Here is an 18,403-nt window from a genome sequence, read left to right as displayed (position 1 = left end):
CGTTCGGTGCTGCCCCCTAATTCGTCAGTTCTCGTATCAGCCCGGTTGCAGGATCTCCGCATCGCACCTTGTGTCGTCACCAGTCTGAAGGCCTAGCCGCAAAGCGGCCATGCGCTGCTGGCTTGTGCCGTGCGTGAAGTTGTCGCTGCTGACGCGGCCCTGGGTGAGTGTGTCGTCGCCGATTGCGGCAGCGGCCTGCATACCCTCTTCCAGATCGCCGGGTTCGATGAGGTTGCGATTCCGGCCTGCCCAGACACCGGCATAGCAGTCGGCGTGCAATTCCATCATCACGTTGAGCTGGTTGGCGCGGCGGGGATTTTGTTGCTGCAAGCTGCGCACCTGGCCCGACAGGCCGGTGATCGTCTGCACATGGTGCGCATATTCGTGGGCAAGCACATAATAGCGCGCAAAATCTCCGCCATTGCCTGCCATCCGGGCAAGCTGGTCGTAGAAGGCTACGTCGATGTAGATCGTCTGGTCGCCGGGGCAGTAAAATGGACCCATCGCGCTTTGCCCGGTGCCACAAGCGGTGCGCCACGCATTAGCAGTTGGCAGGTCGAGATAAGGCGTTTCGAAGCCGCCTATACCTTGCTCCTGGAACAGCGTCGCCCAGGTCGCATTGAGCGATTGCAGCCCGTTGCAGGCTTCTGTCGCGTATTCGCTGGAGGTGCAAATCGCCTGCTCATCCTGGCTACCCTGCGTAACGGAGCCGGATTGCTGTTGCACGCCCTCGACCATGCCGATGGTCTGCATCGGATCGGCACCGAAGATGAAATAGCCCAACGCCGCGATTACCACCGTTCCGCAGCCGATGCCGCCAGCGGCCCTGCCGCGTCCGCCGCCGCTGGAGCGGACCTTGATATTGCCGGTGTTGAACGGATTAAGCCTCATAGAATATCTCCCCGCGCCCTGTCACATCATCGGGCCATCTTTTTGCTGGACCCGTGGTGCAACGCCATTAGGACCGTTGCAAATTCTAATCCCATGGAGAAGCAAATGTTCCTCGAAGGCAAGCGCGCACTCGTCACCGGCTCAACATCTGGCATCGGCCTCGCAATCGCAAAGGCTCTCGCGGCCGAGGGTGCGAGCGTGGTTATCAACGGCTTTGGCGATGCAGGAGAGATTGCCGCGATCTGCGAGGAAATCGGCGCGACGCATTCGGGCGCGAACCTGATGGATGCGGGTGAGATCGAGGCGATGATGGCCGAGGCTGGCCCACTCGATATCCTCGTCAACAATGCCGGAATGCAGCACGTCAGCCCAGTTGAGGATTTCCCCCTCGAAAAGTGGGACCAGATCATTGCGCTCAACCTGACGGCGGTATTCCACACGACGCGCCTCGCGGTGCCCGCCATGAAGGAAAAGGGCTGGGGCCGCATCATCAACACCGCCAGCGCCCATTCGAAGACCGCCAGCCCGTTCAAGAGCGCCTACAACGCCAGCAAGCACGGCGTGGATGGCTTCACCAAAACGGTCGCGCTGGAACTGGCGCAATCAGGCGTGACAGCGAATTGCATCAGCCCCGGCTATGTCTGGACTCCGCTGATCGAGGGCCAGATTCCCGATACGATGAAAGCGCGCGGGCTGACCGAGGAGCAGGTCATCAACGACGTGCTGCTCGCCAAACAGCCGACCAAGCGGTTCGTCCAGGTCGAGGAAGTCGGCGCGCTCGCCGCGTTCCTGTGCCGCGAGGAAGCGGGCAACGTGACTGGCGCGAACTGGAGTATCGATGGCGGGTGGACTGCGGAGTAGTCAGCGATGAATCTGGATTCGGACCTCCCTCCAGCGTTAACCCGAAATCTGCGTTTCGGATCGCGAACAATTCTCGAACTTGCGTGACAATGCCTGTGGCGGCAATTAGGGCACCGACCGTGAGTGTCCCCGATAATACAGATTCCGCATCGCTTGATCCGCGTGAGCTAACGCGCACCTTGGCTGCATTTCGCGATCCGCGACGCGGGCGAAGCGTTTGGGAATTGGCTGTAACGCTGATTCCGTTCCTCGCTTTGTTCGCCGCTATCACCGCTGCGGTCCAGGCGGGCTACCTCCTGGCGCTGTTGTTGACGCCGCTTGCGGGGCTCTTCCTGCTCCGGCTCTTCATCATCCAGCATGATTGCGGACACGGAGCTTTCCTGCGTGGCCGGTCGGGCAATGACTGGTTCGGTAGGGCGCTGGGCGTACTCACGATGACGCCTTATGACTGCTGGCGACGTTCACATGCGTTGCATCATGCCGCTACGGGTAATCTGGACGCGCGAGGCTTTGGTGACGTCGACACTCTGACAGTGCGCGAATATCGGCAACGCACGGGACTGCAGCGGCTCCTCTACCGCCTGTACCGCCATCCTCTGGTTCTCCTCGGCCTAGGCCCTGCTTATCTTTTTCTTCTGCGCCACCGGCTCCCGATCGGCCTGATGAAGGAGGGACCGATTTATTGGATAAGTGCAATTGCGACCAATTTGGTGACAGCACTGATTCTTGCATTGCCGATCTATCTCGTGGGGATCGGCATCACAGCCTTGGTATTCTTCCCCATCCTGCTGACCGCCGCATCGATGGGTGTGTGGTTGTTCTACATCCAGCATCAATTTCCGGAAACGCATTGGAATGAGGAAAGCGATTGGTCATTCCATGATGCCGCCTTACACGGGAGTTCGCATCTCGACCTGCCGCCGATATTGCGCTGGTTTACCGGCAATATCGGCATTCATCATGTCCATCATCTGGCAAGCCGCATACCTTTCTACCGCTTGCCCGAAGTGTTGGAGAAGCATCCCCCATTGCGCGACCTGAACCGGTTCACCGCGCTGAAGTCCTTGAAAGCCTTGCGTCTCGCACTTTGGGATGAAGGGGAACGAAGGCTCATTACCTTCCGCGAAGCATCGCGAATTGCAGCATAGGATTACCGGTTTCATCAGGACCGCAAGTGTCCACTAACCGACCGGAAGCAGTGATCTAGAGGCCGACTGCTCAAGGTGCACGTCCCTCCCAATTTCCGCCGACCGGCCTTTAAGCCCCTCCACCCCCTAGCGCCTGTCACACAGTGCGTTTACATGGGCCGCCACGAATCATCCCGCACAGACAGAAGTGGCACCCATGGAAATCGTAACCGGCCTTACCTTTGATGACGTCCTGCTCAAGCCGGCAGAGAGCGACATCCTGCCGTCCCAGGCCAGCACCAAGACGCAACTGACGCGCGATATTGCGCTCAATATTCCTGTCCTCTCGGCGGCGATGGACACCGTCACCGAAAGCGAAATGGCCATTGTCATGGCACAGATGGGCGGCATCGGCGTGCTTCACCGCAATCTTACCACCGAGGAACAGTGCGCGGCGGTGCGCAGGGTGAAGCGCTTTGAAAGCGGCATGGTCGTCAACCCGATCACCATCACGCCAGACGCCACGCTGGGCGATGCGCAGGCGCTGATGGACCAGCACAATATCAGCGGCATTCCGGTGACAGCGCCCGATGGCAAACTTTGCGGCATCCTCACCAACCGCGACGTGCGCTTCGCCGACAATCCGCGCCAGCCGGTGCGCGAATTGATGACAAGCGAGAACCTCGCCACCGTTTCCGAAGGGGTGACACAGGAACAGGCGCGCAAGATCCTCCACCAGCGCCGCATAGAAAAGCTGCTGGTCGTCGATAGCAATCACAAATGTGTCGGCCTGATCACGGTCAAGGATATCGAGAAGGCGGTCCTCAACCCCGATGCGACCAAGGACACCGGCGGGCGTCTTCGTGTCGCCGCGGCGACCACGGTGGGCGACAAGGGGTTCGAACGGACCGAAGCACTGGTCGATGCCGAGTGCGATGTCATCATCATAGATACGGCCCATGGCCATAACAAGGCCGTTGCCGAAGCCGTGAGCCGGGCGAAGAAGCTCTCCAACCATGTCCAGATCGTCGCCGGCAATGTTGCGACGGCCGAAGCGACCAAGGCGCTCGCCGATGCAGGCGCGGATGCGGTGAAGGTCGGCATCGGACCGGGCAGCATCTGCACCACGCGCATCGTTGCCGGTGTCGGCGTCCCGCAGCTTACAGCAATCATGGATGCCGCAAGCGCAGCGGGCGACATGCCGATCATTGCCGATGGCGGGCTTCGCACATCTGGCGATGCAGCCAAGGCATTGGCAGCGGGCGCTTCAACCGTGATGATCGGCAGCCTTCTGGCGGGCACCGAGGAAGCTCCGGGCGAGACATTCCTCTACCAGGGCCGTGCCTACAAGGCATACCGCGGCATGGGCAGTGTCAGCGCGATGGCGCGCGGCAGTGCGGACCGGTATTTCCAGCAGGACATCAAGGATTCGATGAAGCTGGTGCCCGAGGGCATCGAAGGGCAGGTGCCGTACAAAGGGCCTGCACGCGATGTGGTCCACCAGCTTGTCGGCGGCGTGAAGGCGGCGATGGGCTATACCGGCAGCGCAACGATCGCCGATCTCAAGGAGCGCGGCCAGTTCATCCGCATCACCAATGCGGGGCTTTCTGAAAGCCATGTCCACGATGTGAGCATCACCCGCGAAGCTCCGAATTACCCTACGCGATGACACCCGCGGCACGGGTTCAGGCGGCAATCGAGATTCTCGACGGCATTATCGAAGCGGCGCGCAATCAGGGACCGCCAGCCGACCGGCTGGTGGCGCAATGGTTCAAGGACCACCGTTTCGCAGGCTCCAAGGACAAGCGCGCCATTCGCGAGCTGGTTTACGACGCGATCCGCGCCTGCGGGCCTGTCCCGTCGAGCGGTCGTGCTGCGATGCTGGGTCTGGCGGATGAGCAGGAAGGGTTGCGCGAGCTTTTCACCGGCGAGGGCTACGGACCTGCACCGATTACCGAAGACGAGTCGGTTGCCGCAGGCGGGATCGCGCCCGAATGGCTGGAAAATCGCCTCATTGCGTCGAGTGTCGGTCAGGACGAGGCGCAATCGCTTCTCAGCCGCGCGCCTCTGGATGTGCGGGTCAGCGCGCTCAAGGCCACTCGCGACGATCTCACGCTGCCGGTCGAGGCAGAGCAACTCGCGGTTCCGGGCGCGCTGCGCATTGCTACCGGTACGCGGGTTGAGGATTGGGACGCTTACAAGTCCGGCGCGATAGAAGTGCAGGATGCAGGCAGCCAGCTGGCTTGCCTGTCGGTCGGCGCGCAGCCGGGCGACACGGTGATCGACCTGTGTGCAGGCGCGGGCGGCAAGACCATTGCTCTGGCCGCTGCCATGGCGAACGAGGGCACGCTGGTTGCTGCCGATACGGATAAGCGCCGCCTCTCGCAGCTTGAACCTCGTGCCGAACGTGCAGGGGCGAAGGTCGCGCAGACGATCCTGCTCGACCCCGGCCGCGAGGCAGAAGCTCTTGCCGAGTGGCAGGGCAAGGCGGATCACGTACTGGTCGATGCGCCGTGTTCGGGAACGGGCACCTGGCGTCGCAATCCGGAAGCGCGCTGGCGTCTCTCTCCCAAGGAACTGGAGCGGCTGGTTGCGCTGCAATCCCGGCTTCTGGACTTGGCCGCGACGTTGGTGAAACCGGGCGGAGTGATCACCTATGTCACCTGCTCGCTGCTCGACGAAGAGGGCAAGGGACAGATCGCAGACTTCCTGTCGCGCAACTCCGATTGGCAGCCCGCAACACCCGATTTGCCGCTCGGGACAGCGCATGGCGACGGTATCCGGCTTTCTCCGGCGAGCCACGGGACGGACGGGTTTTTCATCGCACGTCTAGGTAAGCCGTGTTAACCCACGTCTCATGGACACCCCATCTGCCTCCAAACTGTCCAGTATGAAGGAAATTCTCATGCGTTTCGGTCCTGCCGCTGCTGCCCTTTCACTCCTGGTCGCCGTGAGCGCCAGTGTCGGCCATGCAAGCGTCACTCCGCCCGATCCGCGTGCAGAAGCGCTGATGGCCGAGGGGCAGGCGCAACTCGCTGCGGGTGAAACTCAGGCTGCTATCGACGCGTTCGAGGCTGCGCTGGTAGTCGATCCGGGCTACAATGCTGTTTACATCGCGCTGGCCGAAGCTGCGCGGGCCGACGGACTGCAGGGAAAAGCGATCCGCTATTACCGCGAGGCGCGCGAGCGCGATCCGCAGAACCTCGCAGCAATTTCGGGAGAGGGCGAGGCACTGGTCGAAAAAGGCGCGCTGAGCGCGGCACGAGAAAATCTTGCCATCCTGCAAAGCATGTGCGGCGATAGCTGCGCGGAAACTGTGGAATTGGCCGCCGCAATCCAGGCAGGACCGCCAGTGATGACCGCCGAGGTGGTTTCACCCGAAGACGATGTGACGCAGAACTGAGCGTCCTACCGGCTTAGGTAAGACTTGAAAGCCGTCACCACAGTTTCATAAATCGGCTTTTTGAACGGCACGATCAGTTCGGGCAGCAAGCTGGGCGCCACCCATTTCCAGTCGCAGAATTCGGGATGTTTGTGCGCTTTCAGGTCGATGTCGCTGTCCGCACCGGTAAAGCGGGCGAGATACCAGACCTGCCGTTGCCCCTTGAACTTCCCGCCCCAAAGCTTGCCCTGCAATTCAGGTGGTAGATCATAATATAATTCTTCTTCCATCCGGTGTAGAATGGAGATGTGCTTGGCATGCGCGCCGGTTTCTTCGCCCAGCTCTCGCAGCATGGCCTTGTCCAAATCTTCACCCGGATCGACTCCGCCTTGTGGCATCTGCCACCAGTCGCCTTCCTTGTTGTCGATCCGCTTGCCAACGAAGGCTTGCGCGTCGGCGTTGATGAGCATTGTGCCCACGCAGGGGCGGTAAAGATCGCGGTCTGGTCTGGTCATGTGCGCGATGTAGCCGCAGTGGTGGATGGGTGAAAGCCAGCTATTGCTAGGGTGACAGAAAAACTTGATTGTTTCATGCGCATCGGGGACCTAGGTCGCAGGCCCATGACAAAGCGACAATACGGGCGCGGCAGGAAGTAGATTTATGGCAACCCAAACGGCCCAGACGCGGTCAGACCTTTCCAATCAGGAAGCGATCACTGTGCGCTTCGCCGGTGATAGCGGCGACGGTATGCAGTTGACCGGCGGTCAGTTCACGCTCTCCACCGCGCTGGCCGGTAATGACCTGGCGACTTTCCCCGATTTTCCCGCTGAGATTCGCGCTCCGCAAGGCACGCTGTTTGGTGTTTCGGCATTCCAGATCAATTTCGGTGCGCGACAGGTCGACACCGCCGGTGACGCTCCGGATGTGCTGGTGGCGATGAACCCGGCGGCGCTCAAGGTGAACCTGCCGGCGCTCAAGCCAGGCGGGCTGGTGATTATCGACACCGGCGAATTCACCAAGCGCAATCTCGACAAGGCGAAGTACGACACCAGCCCGCTCGACGACGATACGCTGGCAATGTTCGACACGCTCAAGCTCGATATTTCGGAGATGACGCTGGAGGCTGTGAAGCCTTTTGGTTTGGGCAAGAAAGAGGCGCTGCGGTCCAAGAACATGTGGACTCTGGGCCTGGCGCTGTGGATGTTCGACCGTCCGCGCGCCCCGCTGCATGACTGGCTCCGCGCCAAGTTCAAGAACAAGCCGGATATCGCCAACGCCAATATTGCGGCGCTCGATGCCGGCCATGCCTATGGCGAGACGGCCGAACTGGCGGCTCCGCTGAAGCAGGTCCATCTCGATCCGGTGCCGAGCGCACCGGGGCTTTACCGCACCGTAACAGGGGCTGAAGCGGTTTCGCTCGGACTTGTGGCCGGCGCACGACTGCTCGATTTGCCGATGTTCTTCGGCGGCTATCCGATCACGCCAGCCAGTGCGATCCTGCACCATCTCGCCAAGTTGAAAGAATTCGGCGTCACCACTTTCCAGGCGGAAGACGAAATCGCCGCGATCTGTGCCGCCATCGGTGCGAGCTATGCCGGTTCGCTGGGTGTAACCTCGTCCTCGGGTCCGGGTATCGCGCTCAAGGGCGAAGCGATGGGCCTTGGCATCATGACCGAGCTGCCGCTGGTGATCGTCAATTCGCAGCGTGGTGGACCGTCGACTGGCCTGCCGACCAAGACCGAGCAGAGCGATCTTTACCAGGCTGTCTATGGCCGCAACGGTGACGCGCCCATGCCGGTAATTGCTGCGCGCAGTCCGGGTGATGCCTTCGAGTGTGCAATCGAGGCTTGCCGCATCGCGGTTCAGTATATGACGCCGGTCATGCTGTTGACCGACGGCTATATTGCCAATGCCAGCGAGCCGTGGATGGTGCCCGATCCGGATGATTTCGAGGCGTTCCCCGCTCAATTCCTGACCGAGCCGCGCGGCGAAGAACTGCTGCCATACAAGCGTAACGAGCGCGGCGCGCGTCCGTGGATCAAGCCCGGCACCCCCGGCATGATGCACCGCATTGGCGGAATCGAGAAGGCGGCGGACACCGGTCACATCGACTATTCGCCCGACAACCACCAGTTGATGACCGAGATACGCCGCGACAAGGTGCTCGGTGTCGATATTCCCGATCAGGACGTTTGTCTTGGTGAGGACAGCGGGACGCTCGCCGTCGTGGGTTGGGGCAGTACATATGGCCCGATCCATCAGGCCGTGACGCGGGCCCGGGACAAGGGTCTGTCAGTCAGTCACATCCACGTTCGCCACATCTGGCCGCTACCGGGAAACCTTGGCGATCTGCTGCGCAAGTTCGACCATGTGCTGATGCCCGAGATGAACACCGGCCAGTTCAAGACCGTGCTGCGCGACCAGTTCCTGATCGACGTGCAGCCGCTCACCAAGACCAGCGGCCAGCCCTTTGCCATCGCGGAGATCGAGGAAGAGATTGGCAAGTTCTTTGACGGAATTCCGGACAATGAAGGCGGTCAGGTTCCAGTCAACGACGATCAGTTACCCAGTCCGAACACAGGTCCGGAAGGAGATGAGCAATGAACGCTCCTGTCACAATTGAAACTACGCTGAAGGATTGGGAAACAGACCAGGAAGTTCGCTGGTGCCCGGGTTGCGGAGACTATGCGATCCTGAAGGCGGTGCAGCGCACCTTGCCGCAGCTTGGTTCAGACCCGGCAAACACCTGCTTCATCAGCGGCATCGGCTGCTCGAGCCGCTTCCCCTATTACATCGAGAGCTATGGCTTCCACACCATCCACGGCCGCGCACCGGCGGTGGCGACAGGGGTGAAGCTCGCCAATCCCGATCTCGACGTCTGGCTGGTGACAGGCGATGGCGACGGACTGTCGATTGGCGGCAATCATCTGATGCATGTGCTGCGTCGTAATGTGAATATGCAGATCATGTTGTTTAACAACGAGATCTACGGCCTCACCAAGGGTCAGGCGTCGCCTACCAGCCGCGAAGGCACGCGCTCGCCCTCGACGCCAGTCGGCAGCTATGACCACCCGGCGCGTCCCGCTGCCTTTGCGCTGGGATCGGGTGCGCGCTTTGTGGGACGCGGCTTCGATGTATCGAAAAATTTGCCCGACGTGCTCAAGGCCGCCCACGCGCACAAGGGCGCAGCCTTCATCGAGATTTTCCAGAATTGCATCGTTTATAACAAGGATGTTTTCAATGACTTCGCCGCACCCAAGGGAGCGGAGGACCGCCAGCTGTGGCTGGAGAACGGCAAGCCAATGTTGTTTGCCAAGGAGTCCAAGGGCATCACGCTGAACCGTGAGAAACTGTCGCTCGAAGTTGTCGATGTGATCGACGGCGATTGGCAGGCGGCGGGTGTGATCGTGCACGATGTCACCAACCGCTCTATCGCGCACATGCTCGTCGAAATGCCGTTCGGGCGATTCCCGATGGCGCTTGGCGTGCTTTATGACGATCCCCGGCCCACGTTCGAGGACGCCGTTGCTGCAGAGCGCAAGCTGGCGAGCGAGGGCAAACAACCTGATTTGGCTGCTCTTTTGGCCAAAGGTCAGACCTGGACCGTGGACGCCTGACAGGCGTTGTAAACGCCCAACATTTATACTGCGATAGGCGATGCGCCACGGTTCTGACCGCGAACATCCATTGCTATTCCGCAATCCGCGTGGCTTGCAGTTACAGGATTTGAGGCGTAGGGCTTCTTTGTTCGCGTCTGCACAATGGCGCTTTTCGTGAATAATACCATGAGGTTATAAGCACAACGCGATGCTAATGGCGGCGCCAAACGAGTTGATCCAGGATGGCCGGAGCCTTTATCGCTCTTTTGGTCTGCAGGTTGTCTTGTGCCTTGTGCTGGGCTCTTTGCTGCCAACACTGTTGGTATTCGGGAGCCGGCTTGCGCTGTTCACATCAGGGCCGGTGCAAAATTCCGTGATCGGAACGATCATCGCCAGCATCGGCGGGATACTGTTTGCCCGGCGCGTGAACATCTACCCTGGCGTCAAGCAGCTAGGGTCGGTGATCCCTACCTTCATCATGAGTTTCGGCGTTGTCGCCATGGGTATCCTTGCCCTGCGTCTGCAATACTCAATTCCCGTGTTCGGAATGAATTTCGCCGCATCCCTTGCGGTTTACGTGCTGTTGATGATCATAGCGACCCGGTCCGACCAGAACATCTTTTACACGGTGCCGGGCGGCCGCATCAAACGGCTGCTGAAGGCGGGCATCCAGTCTCGCCCGCTTTCCGAACCCATGCTTCCGAACCATCGCGGCGCCATATTGGTCGCCGACCTTCACGCAGACCTTGGCGATCATTGGGAGCGTTTGCTCGCCAACGCCGCACTGCAGGGCATTCCCGTTTTTCATTACAAGCAGGTCTACGAGGCGGCGACGGGGAAGATCCGGGTGGAGCATCTCTCGGAAAACAGTTTCGGTTCGCTCCTGCCAAGCATGTCATTCGTGCGTTTCAAGCGCGTAATGGACATCGCGCTGGTCGTTCTTCTCTTGCCGCTCCTGATTTTGCCACTGGCTATCGTGGCTTTCCTGCTCAAAATCGATTCGCCCGGTCCCGTATTCTTCCGACAACACCGTATCGGCTATCGCGGTGAGACCTTTCGCGTCCTGAAATTCCGCACGATGCGCCTGGACACTGAAGTGGACACCGAGGAAGCGCGCCGTCGCAAGGCAATGACCGGAAAGGAAGATCCGCGCGTCACGAAGTTCGGCCGTTTCCTGCGCCAGACCCGCATCGATGAACTGCCGCAAATGTTCAATATCCTGCTTGGGCAGATGAGCTGGATCGGTCCGCGGCCCGAAGCAATCGAGCTGTCACGCTGGTATCAGGAAGAAATTCCATTTTACGATTATCGCCACATCGTGCGCCCCGGCATCACCGGATGGGCGCAGGTCAACCAGGGCCATGTGACCGGGCTTTCCGATATTGACGACAAGCTTCAGTACGATTTCTATTACATCAAGAATTTCTCGTACTGGCTCGATTTCCTGATTCTCGCGCGTACGGTGCAGGTCGTTTTCACCGGGCACGGCGCGAAATAGCGGCAGCGAAGCTCAGACTTTCTGCAGGAAACGTGCTGCGAACTCTTCCCACTTCGCGAAAACGGCGGCACGGTTAAAGCCGCTTTCCACCAATGCGCGGGCATTGCGCCCCTGCTGGAGCCGGAAATCGGTTTCGCCGGAATAGCGGCGAAGCAATCCAGCCAGTCCCGCCGAGTCTCCGACTTCAATGACCGCCCCGCAATCACGCTCGGGCACGATCGCGCCAAGCTCACCCGTCCGGCTACCGATGAAGACCACAGGCCGGCCGCTTGCTGCTGCGCCGTAGAACTTGCTTGGCACGATCAGTCCTTCGAGCGATGGCAACAGTGACACCCAATGGACATCGGGCACGGTCAGCGAGAAGTGCAACTGGTCGCGGGGCTGGTACGGCTTGAGAGTGAAATTCGTAAGCGCGCGGGCTGCGATCTCGCTCTCCAGCCTGTCGCGCAGGAAACCGCCTCCGATCACCAGGAAGCAAATGTCCGTGCGGCCTTCGCCCTGCAATTGCTGCGCGGCACCAAGGAGAGTCTCGATCTCATGGGCGCGGCCCAGATTGCCCGAATAGCCGACGACCAGATCATTTTCGGCAAACCCCCACTCGGTGCGCAACGGATTTTCCGTCGGTGGAATGGGGCGGATCGCCTCGTCATCGGTCATGTTCGGGATTACAGAGATGCGGCGGTCGTCGACGCCTTGCCGGCGCAGGAGATCGGCCATGCGATCGCCGATTGCGATGTTCAGGTCGGCCTTGCGCAGCGACCGGTCACGAAGGCTGCGTACCATGCGGGTCGAGATTGCATTGCTGCCAAGCACGCCAAAGGCTTCGGCTACTTCCGGATAGAGGTCCTGCAACCAGTTGGCCCGCCTCGCGCCCCTCAGCCTTGCCGCTAGGCCGATGGGCCATGACAGGACCGGCGGATCGGTCTTTGCCACCACAATATGGCCCCGCTTAGCGATCGCCAGCGTCTTGAAGAATGCGGTGACGTAGAAGCCCAGATAATCGGCAATTCGCCCGGCAATGTTGCCGCGCCCGAAGCTTGGTGTCGCGACCCGGTGAATGGCGACCCCATGATGCGTTTCCTGCGCCAGGTAGGGGCCTTCGTCGCCTTCGTAGGACAGGCGGCTCGCCACTACCTTCACGCTGTAACCCTTGCCAGCGAGATGGAAGGCGACATCGGTCAGGATTTGCGAAGTGGCGCTGCGGTCTGGCCAGAAATAGCGGTTGACGAAAATCAGCGAACCGCGTGCGGGTTTATCCGCCATGTGGCTTGTCCGTTTCGATGGTTGGAGCGGGCGCAACTTCATGCCCGGTCACGCGGAAAATCGCTTGTTCGAGCGGCAGATTTTCCGCCGCACGCAGCTTGCGGATCTCGTCCAGCCGGATGTCGGTGTAGAGCCGGTACCAGAAGCCTTGCAGCACGTGAAACTGGAAACCGCGCAATCCGTCGAGGAAGCCGAGCGCGAAGACATATCGCAGGATGAAGAACAACAGCGCGCGCAGGCCTATGGGCAGGCGGGCGTAGACATTGTCCTTTAGCCATCGCTTGACCTTGGCTTGACCTGTCATCGCTCCGCCATGGACCTTATCACCAGCGCGCTCTTCTCCGAGCAGCAGGTCTACCGCTTCGCGATCAGCGTAACCGATGTGCTTTTGCGTCCACCACTTCAAGTCGTTGAGATTATCGTCGAGCAATTGCACGCCGAGCTGTTCGACCGGGCCATCGACTACGATATGCTCGTCCATCCAGCGCGCTTCGCAGTGCCCGCGACCAGCGCGAAACAGGCGCAGCTGCCAGGTCTGGGCAAGCCCGTGGCGGATCGGCTTGCCGCGAAAGGTCATCATCCGGCGTAGTGCGATGCCAGCGGTGTCCGGCTTCTGCGCCACCAGCGCGGAAAATCGCGCATACCAGTCGGTATCGAGTATCTCGTCCGCATCGAGGCGCAGGATCCAATCCGAAGTCTCACCAGCCAGCTCAAGGCCGTGGTTGAACTGCGTTGCGTAATTGACCCAGGCGTTGCTCTCCCAACGCGCGCCCATTTCGCGGGCGATCGCTTGCGTCCCGTCGGTCGAACCGGAGTCGACAACGATCACTTCGCGGCAATACGGCATGACGCAGCCGAGCGCGCGGCGCAGGTGCTGCTCCTCGTCCTTCGTAAGGATTATCGCGGTAATGCTCGGGCTGCTCACCGGTCCGCCTGCCGCACGATTGTTCCATCGCTCTGTCCCAGCGCGCTTTCGCTCACTTCGCGCGCGGGGTTGCCGGCGTAGATCATGCCGGGTGGAATGTCCTTTGCAGTCACCGCACCGGCAGCAAGCACTGCTCCGCGCCCGATTGTCACACCGGGGCCGACCAGCGCGCGTGTCGCCACCCATGCGCTCTCTTCCAGCACGATCGGCGCACCCACCAGCACGAACTCATCATCGGTGGAATGGCTGGCGGTGCACAGATAGGATTTCTGGCTAACGATCGCGCGTTTGCGCAGCGTAACCTGCGCGACGTTGTAGGTGTCGCTTTCGGGTCCGAGGCAACTGTCTTCGAGCATCACCAAGTTCCACGGAGCCCAAACCTTTGCCGATGGATAGGGGTGGGCTCCGCTGCGCACTTGCGCTCCGAAACAGCGCAGCAAGAAGCGGCGCCACCCATGCAGCATGGCGGGGCTGGGCCGGTACAGCACGAGCCATACGAGCGACCACAAGAGTCGCTTTGATTTGTGCGCCATATTGGGCGGAGGAATGGGGACAGGTTTCATAGCTGCGAGATTGCGCCGATAGCGGTTTCGCAGCCATATGCGCCATGCATGGTGAAAGCAACTTGCGCCGCGATTGCATTTTCTATCGTACTTGAGCGAACGAGCCGCGATTGATAAGCGCCATGAAACCCGCAGCGGCATAGACGTCGCCGATCCCCGGAAAGCTCGAATTTGCGCTATTTTCCAAAAGTCAGAGCAACCAGCCCGCACAGCCAATGGGGTGTGGCAGAGGGACGCACCGGGTCAACAGAGTTGCTTGAACAACTGCGCTCGGATGTCGCGCTTCAGTCACGCAAGGTTGTAATCGCGCTCCATGCGCAATTCCTTTGTTTCGCTGATGGCTTGGCGGGAGAACTAGAGTGAGCGACAGCAAGCCGCTCGATATCGGCTTCGTTTGCACAAGCATGTCGCGGAAGGCAGGGGGCGTTTCCGTCGTCCTACGCCGCGCAGTTCAGGGGCTGGCGGCGCTAGGCTGCAAGGTCAAAGTCTATGCCTTGCGTGATGAGTATTCCGAGGCCGATCTGGCGGAATGGGGCGACATTGCGCCAGTGCTGCTCGACCCGGTAGGGTCGCCATCGCTGGGCTATGCGCCCGGCCTGGCAAAGCGGCTGGGGGACCACGACCTGCTGCATCAGCACGGCATCTGGCAGGGACCATCCATTGCCGTGAACAATTGGCGCAGGCGAACCGGAAAGCCGGTGGTGATTTCACCGCATGGAATGCTCGATCCGTGGGCGCTTGCCAATTCGGGTTGGAAGAAAAGGCTAGCTGGCGCCTTTTACGAGAACGCAAATCTGCGTGGTGCTGCGTGCCTGCACGCACTGGCCGAAGCGGAAGCAAGGGCCATCCGTGCTGCCGGATTTTCCAACCCGGTCGCGCAAATCCCGAACGGTATCGATTTGCCACAAGCGCCTTGTCCTCCCGCGACCGGCAAGGGTCGCAAGACCCTGCTGTTCCTTGGCCGGTTGCACCCCAAGAAGGGCTTGTCCGAATTGCTCACCGCTTGGGGCATGATTGCGACGGACGATCCGGATTTTGTCGCGCGATGGCGCGTGGTCATCGCCGGTTGGGATGATGGCGGCCATGCTGACGCGCTCAAGGCCCAGGCAGAGGCGCTTCCCGATGCAGCAGAGGTCGAATTCACTGGCGCCTTGCATGGCGGACAAAAGCACGAAGCACTTTGCACGGCAGACGCATTCGTGCTGCCGTCTCATTCCGAAGGATTGCCCATCGCAGTGCTCGAGGCATGGGCCTACGACACCCCTGCGTTCATCACCGATGCCTGCAACCTGCCCGAGGGATTTGCCCACGATGCCGCAATTCGCGTGACGACCGATCCGGCTGAACTGGCAAATGTGCTGCGGACCCGGCTCGAAGACCCTGAATTGGCGGAGATCGCCCGCCGCGCACGCGCGCTGGTCGAACGGAAGTTCACGTGGGATAGCGTCGCGCAGCAGTATCTTACGACTTATCAATGGTTACTGGGGCATAGGGACCGGCCAGACTTCGTAAGCGAGACAGACTAGCTCAATGGACAATCTTACCCACTCGCTGGTCGGCGCGCTGATAGGGCAGACGGGCCTCAAGAAGAAAACCGGTCTCGCCATGCCTGCGCTCATCATCGGGGCGAACCTGCCGGATATCGATGCCGCGTGCTTCTTCTGGCTCGAAGGGACCGAGCACCTCGGTTTTCGCCGCGGTATTACGCATGGACCTCCGGCGCTTGTGGTGCTGCCACTGATACTGGCCGGATTGCTATGGGGCTGGGATCGCTGGCAGGCATCGCGTGGCAAGCGACCAGAGGGGAGGGTGCCCGTCCATTTCGGATGGCTCTATGGCCTAGCCTTCATCGGCGCGCTCACCCATCCGGCGCTTGATTGGCTGAACGTCTACGGCATTCGCTTTTTCGAGCCGTTTTCCAGCGAATGGTATTACGGCGACACGCTGTTCATCATCGATGGATGGCTGTGGGCGCTGATGGCGACCGGCCTGTGGCTAGCGTTCCGGCGCGAAAAGCGCGGTGGTGACTGGAGAGGGCTGGCACGCAATGTGCTCGGGCTGGCGGGGCTCTATATTGTCGCGAATTACGCGTTCTCGGAGTATGATCGCCAACTCGACAGCTCGTTTGTCGAGACAATAAGCTCGCCGCCGCCATTTGCGTTCTGGCAGCGCGAAACGATTGGCGTTGGCGGCAATGGCACTTTCTACAAGGATGGCGAAAGGGTGGGCAATCGGCCCATCTCTGCCTGCGACTTGGAAGCTGCCCGCGAGTCGAGCGATCAGGCACGGGCTTTCCTGTTCTGGTCGCGTGCGCCGGTGGTCGATCGGCTGGAGGATGGAACCTGGCGACTGTCCGATGCGCGCTACCATCCGGTGCAGCAGGGCAATTTCAACGTGATCCTGCCCAATGGTCTATGTTCGGAACCCGGCGGCGGCTGATACGCTGAATCCCCGAACACCAAGGGGAAGCCGATTGTCCGAACCACAAATCGTATGGCTGCGGCGCGACTTGCGCCTGGTCGATCAAGCCGCCTTTACCGCCGCCGCAGAAGCTGGGCCGGTCATCCCCGTTTTCATCCTCGATGACGAGACACCCGGCGATCGCAAGATGGGCGGTGCCTGCCGCTGGAAGCTGCATCACGCGCTGGTAAGTCTTTCAAGCGACCTTGCGCGGCACAATTCGCGGTTGATCCTGCGACGCGGGAAGGTGATCGATATCCTGACCGAACTGGTGGAAGAAACCGGCGCGTCCTGCGTCCATGCCATTCGCCATTACGAACCGTGGTGGCGCAAGGCGCAAGGCGCGCTGAAGGACGAGATTCCGCTCGAATTGCACGATGGCAATTATCTGTTGCCGCCGGGTACCGTGACGACCGGAACGGGTACCCCCTACAAGATCTATACGCCGTTCAAGGACGCGATATTTGCGGCCATCGATGGCTTCGACATTTTGCCCGAGCCGAGCCTGACCTCGCCGGAAAGCTGGCCTGAGAGCGATGACCTTGCCGAACTCGGCCTGCTTCCGACCAAGCCCGACTGGGCTGGCGGAATGCGCGAATTCTGGGGCGACCAGCATGGTACGGCGGCAGCGATGGAGGCGTTCGAAGACTATCTCGATATCGTCTCCGAATATGACGATAAGCGCAATTTGCCGTCGATAACGGGCACCAGCCGGATGAGCCCGCATTTGCACCACGGCGAAGTGTCGCCGCGTATGCTGTGGGAGGCGATGAGCCGCTACTCCAGCGAAGGTGCGACGATCTTCCGGCAGGAGCTGGTGTGGCGCGATTTTGCGCAGAACGTAATCTGCCAATTCCCCGATTACGGAGAGGAATCCTATCGCGATGGCTATGGCAGCAATTTCTGGCGCAATCCCAACCGTGGACACCTGATCGAGGATGATCTCCAGGCATGGCAGCGCGGCCAGACAGGCTATCCGATTGTCGATGCGGGGATGCGCGAACTTTGGGCGACAGGCTGGATGCACAACCGCGTGCGGATGATCACCGCCAGCTTCCTCATCAAGCATCTGCTGGTCGATTGGAAGCATGGCGAGCAATGGTTCTGGGATACGCTTGTCGATGCCGATTACGGCTCCAATTCGACCAATTGGCAATGGGTCAGCGGCACCGGCGTGGACAGCAACATGTTCGTGCGCATCATGGCGCCGCTGAGCCAGAGCGAGAAATTCGATGCGAGCGATTACATCCGCAAATGGGTGCCCGAACTGGCCGACCTTGATGACCGCCATATCCATGATCCGGAGGAGTATGGCTGCAAGCCGGCTGATTACCCATCCAAGATAATCGGCCACAAGGAGGCCCGCGAACGGGCGTTGGACGCCTATCGCGAGACTAAGAAGTAAGGCGCGCGGCCAGCATTCGCTTGGCGACCAGGACAGCGACGATAGGTAGCGCCAGCGCGGAAAGCACCATCCAGAACGGATGCGGAAACATCTGGGTTGTGACGAGGCTGAGCGCGATCATGACCACGGCCACGATCCAGCCGGGCACAGCATTGCCCGCTATGCGAATTGCCGCCCAGGCGCCAGCGAGCGAACCGAGGAACCACGCGACGATCACCGCCACCTTCGCGCCAGTCGGGATAACTTCCATCATCCGCGCTTGATCGGCCGGATCGGTGACATCAATTCCATCAGGGGGTGGAAAAACCATGTGCCCCAGCATCTCCACCAGGCCAACGACTATGCCAGCGATGATGATCCCGGCCACGCTGGCCACGATCTTGCGAACCAAAGGATTTGTCATAAGCGCTCTCCCCTTCGCTGAATGCT

At 60.5% G+C, this 18,403-nt stretch carries 18 protein-coding genes; 11 read left to right on the top strand and 7 right to left on the bottom strand.

All coding sequences use genetic code 11. The annotated features are described in order from the left end of the window. Window positions 1-36: 36 nt before the first annotated feature. A complete protein-coding gene (ypfJ, locus tag AAC850_RS06655) occupies window positions 37-891 on the bottom strand; it encodes a KPN_02809 family neutral zinc metallopeptidase (protein WP_340587900.1) in 855 nt (284 codons plus the stop codon). 105 nt (window positions 892-996) lie between these two features. Between ypfJ and AAC850_RS06650 the strand changes: the two genes are divergently transcribed. Next, window positions 997-1,752, top strand: coding sequence for a 3-hydroxybutyrate dehydrogenase (locus AAC850_RS06650; RefSeq protein WP_340588087.1), 756 nt, complete (start codon window positions 997-999; stop codon window positions 1,750-1,752). A 167-nt stretch (window positions 1,753-1,919) separates the two neighbouring features. On the opposite strand, the gene AAC850_RS06645 is transcribed toward AAC850_RS06650, so the two are convergent. Then, window positions 1,920-2,123, bottom strand: coding sequence for a hypothetical protein (locus AAC850_RS06645; protein WP_340588092.1), 204 nt, complete (start codon window positions 2,121-2,123; stop codon window positions 1,920-1,922). Between AAC850_RS06645 and AAC850_RS06640 the strand changes: the two genes are divergently transcribed. From AAC850_RS06640 to AAC850_RS06625, 4 genes are all read left to right on the top strand, one after another. Continuing rightward, complete coding sequence (locus tag AAC850_RS06640; protein WP_340588086.1) at window positions 2,058-2,900, top strand: fatty acid desaturase; 843 nt, start codon at window positions 2,058-2,060, stop codon at window positions 2,898-2,900. The two genes, AAC850_RS06645 and AAC850_RS06640, sit on opposite strands and share 66 nt — an antisense overlap. Before the next feature lie 196 nt (window positions 2,901-3,096). Beyond that, on the top strand, window positions 3,097-4,548 hold the full coding sequence (gene guaB, locus AAC850_RS06635; RefSeq protein ID WP_340587899.1) for an IMP dehydrogenase: 1,452 nt from the start codon (window positions 3,097-3,099) through the stop codon (window positions 4,546-4,548). Continuing rightward, window positions 4,545-5,726, top strand: coding sequence for an RsmB/NOP family class I SAM-dependent RNA methyltransferase (locus AAC850_RS06630; RefSeq protein ID WP_340587898.1), 1,182 nt, complete (start codon window positions 4,545-4,547; stop codon window positions 5,724-5,726). Before guaB ends, AAC850_RS06630 begins: the two co-directional genes overlap by 4 nt. A gap of 58 nt (window positions 5,727-5,784) precedes the next feature. After that, window positions 5,785-6,282: a tetratricopeptide repeat protein gene (locus tag AAC850_RS06625; RefSeq protein ID WP_340587897.1), complete on the top strand. Its 498-nt coding sequence runs from the start codon at window positions 5,785-5,787 to the stop codon at window positions 6,280-6,282. 5 nt (window positions 6,283-6,287) lie between these two features. Here the strand turns inward: AAC850_RS06625 and AAC850_RS06620 are convergent, their stop codons facing one another. Next, window positions 6,288-6,776 carry an RNA pyrophosphohydrolase gene (locus AAC850_RS06620; RefSeq protein ID WP_340587896.1) on the bottom strand — a complete coding sequence of 163 codons (489 nt, stop codon included), beginning with the start codon at window positions 6,774-6,776 and terminating at the stop codon, window positions 6,288-6,290. 145 nt (window positions 6,777-6,921) lie between these two features. Here AAC850_RS06620 and AAC850_RS06615 point away from each other — a divergent pair, with 145 nt between their 5' ends. The 3 genes from AAC850_RS06615 to AAC850_RS06605 all read left to right on the top strand — a co-directional run bounded on the left by AAC850_RS06615 (window position 6,922) and on the right by AAC850_RS06605 (window position 11,358). Then, window positions 6,922-8,865 carry a 2-oxoacid:acceptor oxidoreductase subunit alpha gene (locus AAC850_RS06615; RefSeq protein WP_340587895.1) on the top strand — a complete coding sequence of 648 codons (1,944 nt, stop codon included), beginning with the start codon at window positions 6,922-6,924 and terminating at the stop codon, window positions 8,863-8,865. Continuing rightward, entirely contained in the window at window positions 8,862-9,878 is a 1,017-nt protein-coding gene (locus tag AAC850_RS06610; RefSeq protein WP_340587894.1) for a 2-oxoacid:ferredoxin oxidoreductase subunit beta, read from the top strand. Before AAC850_RS06615 ends, AAC850_RS06610 begins: the two co-directional genes overlap by 4 nt. A 355-nt stretch (window positions 9,879-10,233) precedes the next feature. Further along, on the top strand, window positions 10,234-11,358 hold the full coding sequence (locus tag AAC850_RS06605) for an exopolysaccharide biosynthesis polyprenyl glycosylphosphotransferase (RefSeq protein ID WP_340587893.1): 1,125 nt from the start codon (window positions 10,234-10,236) through the stop codon (window positions 11,356-11,358). 12 nt (window positions 11,359-11,370) lie between these two features. Here AAC850_RS06605 and AAC850_RS06600 read toward each other — a convergent pair whose 3' ends face one another. Genes AAC850_RS06600 through AAC850_RS06590 form a run of 3 tightly spaced genes read right to left on the bottom strand, consistent with a single transcriptional unit; the run spans window position 11,371 to window position 14,109 of the window. Continuing rightward, window positions 11,371-12,621 carry a glycosyltransferase family 4 protein gene (locus tag AAC850_RS06600; protein WP_340587892.1) on the bottom strand — a complete coding sequence of 417 codons (1,251 nt, stop codon included), beginning with the start codon at window positions 12,619-12,621 and terminating at the stop codon, window positions 11,371-11,373. Next, entirely contained in the window at window positions 12,611-13,546 is a 936-nt protein-coding gene (locus tag AAC850_RS06595) for a glycosyltransferase family 2 protein (protein ID WP_340587891.1), read from the bottom strand. The genes AAC850_RS06600 and AAC850_RS06595 overlap by 11 nt, the downstream gene beginning before the upstream one ends. Continuing rightward, window positions 13,543-14,109 (bottom strand): LbetaH domain-containing protein, encoded by a 567-nt coding sequence (locus AAC850_RS06590; RefSeq protein WP_340587890.1) that lies wholly within the window; start codon window positions 14,107-14,109, stop codon window positions 13,543-13,545. Before AAC850_RS06590 ends, AAC850_RS06595 begins: the two co-directional genes overlap by 4 nt. A 359-nt stretch (window positions 14,110-14,468) precedes the next feature. Between AAC850_RS06590 and AAC850_RS06585 the strand changes: the two genes are divergently transcribed. Genes AAC850_RS06585 through AAC850_RS06575 form a run of 3 tightly spaced genes read left to right on the top strand, consistent with a single transcriptional unit; the run spans window position 14,469 to window position 17,974 of the window. Further along, window positions 14,469-15,635 (top strand): glycosyltransferase, encoded by a 1,167-nt coding sequence (locus tag AAC850_RS06585; RefSeq protein ID WP_340587889.1) that lies wholly within the window; start codon window positions 14,469-14,471, stop codon window positions 15,633-15,635. Window positions 15,636-15,639: 4 nt separating this feature from the next. After that, on the top strand, window positions 15,640-16,548 hold the full coding sequence (locus tag AAC850_RS06580) for a metal-dependent hydrolase (RefSeq protein ID WP_340587888.1): 909 nt from the start codon (window positions 15,640-15,642) through the stop codon (window positions 16,546-16,548). Between the two features lie 34 nt (window positions 16,549-16,582). Next, window positions 16,583-17,974, top strand: coding sequence for a cryptochrome/photolyase family protein (locus AAC850_RS06575; protein ID WP_340587887.1), 1,392 nt, complete (start codon window positions 16,583-16,585; stop codon window positions 17,972-17,974). Here AAC850_RS06575 and AAC850_RS06570 read toward each other — a convergent pair. Continuing rightward, window positions 17,964-18,377 (bottom strand): hypothetical protein, encoded by a 414-nt coding sequence (locus AAC850_RS06570; RefSeq protein ID WP_340587885.1) that lies wholly within the window; start codon window positions 18,375-18,377, stop codon window positions 17,964-17,966. The two genes, AAC850_RS06575 and AAC850_RS06570, sit on opposite strands and share 11 nt — an antisense overlap. Between the last annotated feature and the right edge of the window lie 26 nt (window positions 18,378-18,403).

Origin of the sequence: Erythrobacter alti, assembly GCF_037996805.1 — a bacterium.
Classification (GTDB): domain Bacteria; phylum Pseudomonadota; class Alphaproteobacteria; order Sphingomonadales; family Sphingomonadaceae; genus Alteraurantiacibacter; species Alteraurantiacibacter alti.
This window is presented reverse-complemented; position numbering and strand designations above follow the sequence as displayed.

Coding starts and splice junctions, on each gene's coding strand:
- AAC850_RS06630 (WP_340587898.1), top strand. CDS start 4,545: ATGACACCCGCGGCACGGGTTCAGGCGGCAATCGAGATTCTCGACGGC.
- AAC850_RS06590 (WP_340587890.1), bottom strand. CDS start 14,109: ATGAAACCTGTCCCCATTCCTCCGCCCAATATGGCGCACAAATCAAAG.
- AAC850_RS06600 (WP_340587892.1), bottom strand. CDS start 12,621: ATGGCGGATAAACCCGCACGCGGTTCGCTGATTTTCGTCAACCGCTAT.
- AAC850_RS06570 (WP_340587885.1), bottom strand. CDS start 18,377: ATGACAAATCCTTTGGTTCGCAAGATCGTGGCCAGCGTGGCCGGGATC.
- AAC850_RS06620 (WP_340587896.1), bottom strand. CDS start 6,776: ATGACCAGACCAGACCGCGATCTTTACCGCCCCTGCGTGGGCACAATG.
- AAC850_RS06625 (WP_340587897.1), top strand. CDS start 5,785: ATGCGTTTCGGTCCTGCCGCTGCTGCCCTTTCACTCCTGGTCGCCGTG.
- AAC850_RS06615 (WP_340587895.1), top strand. CDS start 6,922: ATGGCAACCCAAACGGCCCAGACGCGGTCAGACCTTTCCAATCAGGAA.
- AAC850_RS06650 (WP_340588087.1), top strand. CDS start 997: ATGTTCCTCGAAGGCAAGCGCGCACTCGTCACCGGCTCAACATCTGGC.
- ypfJ (WP_340587900.1), bottom strand. CDS start 891: ATGAGGCTTAATCCGTTCAACACCGGCAATATCAAGGTCCGCTCCAGC.
- AAC850_RS06580 (WP_340587888.1), top strand. CDS start 15,640: ATGGACAATCTTACCCACTCGCTGGTCGGCGCGCTGATAGGGCAGACG.
- AAC850_RS06610 (WP_340587894.1), top strand. CDS start 8,862: ATGAACGCTCCTGTCACAATTGAAACTACGCTGAAGGATTGGGAAACA.
- guaB (WP_340587899.1), top strand. CDS start 3,097: ATGGAAATCGTAACCGGCCTTACCTTTGATGACGTCCTGCTCAAGCCG.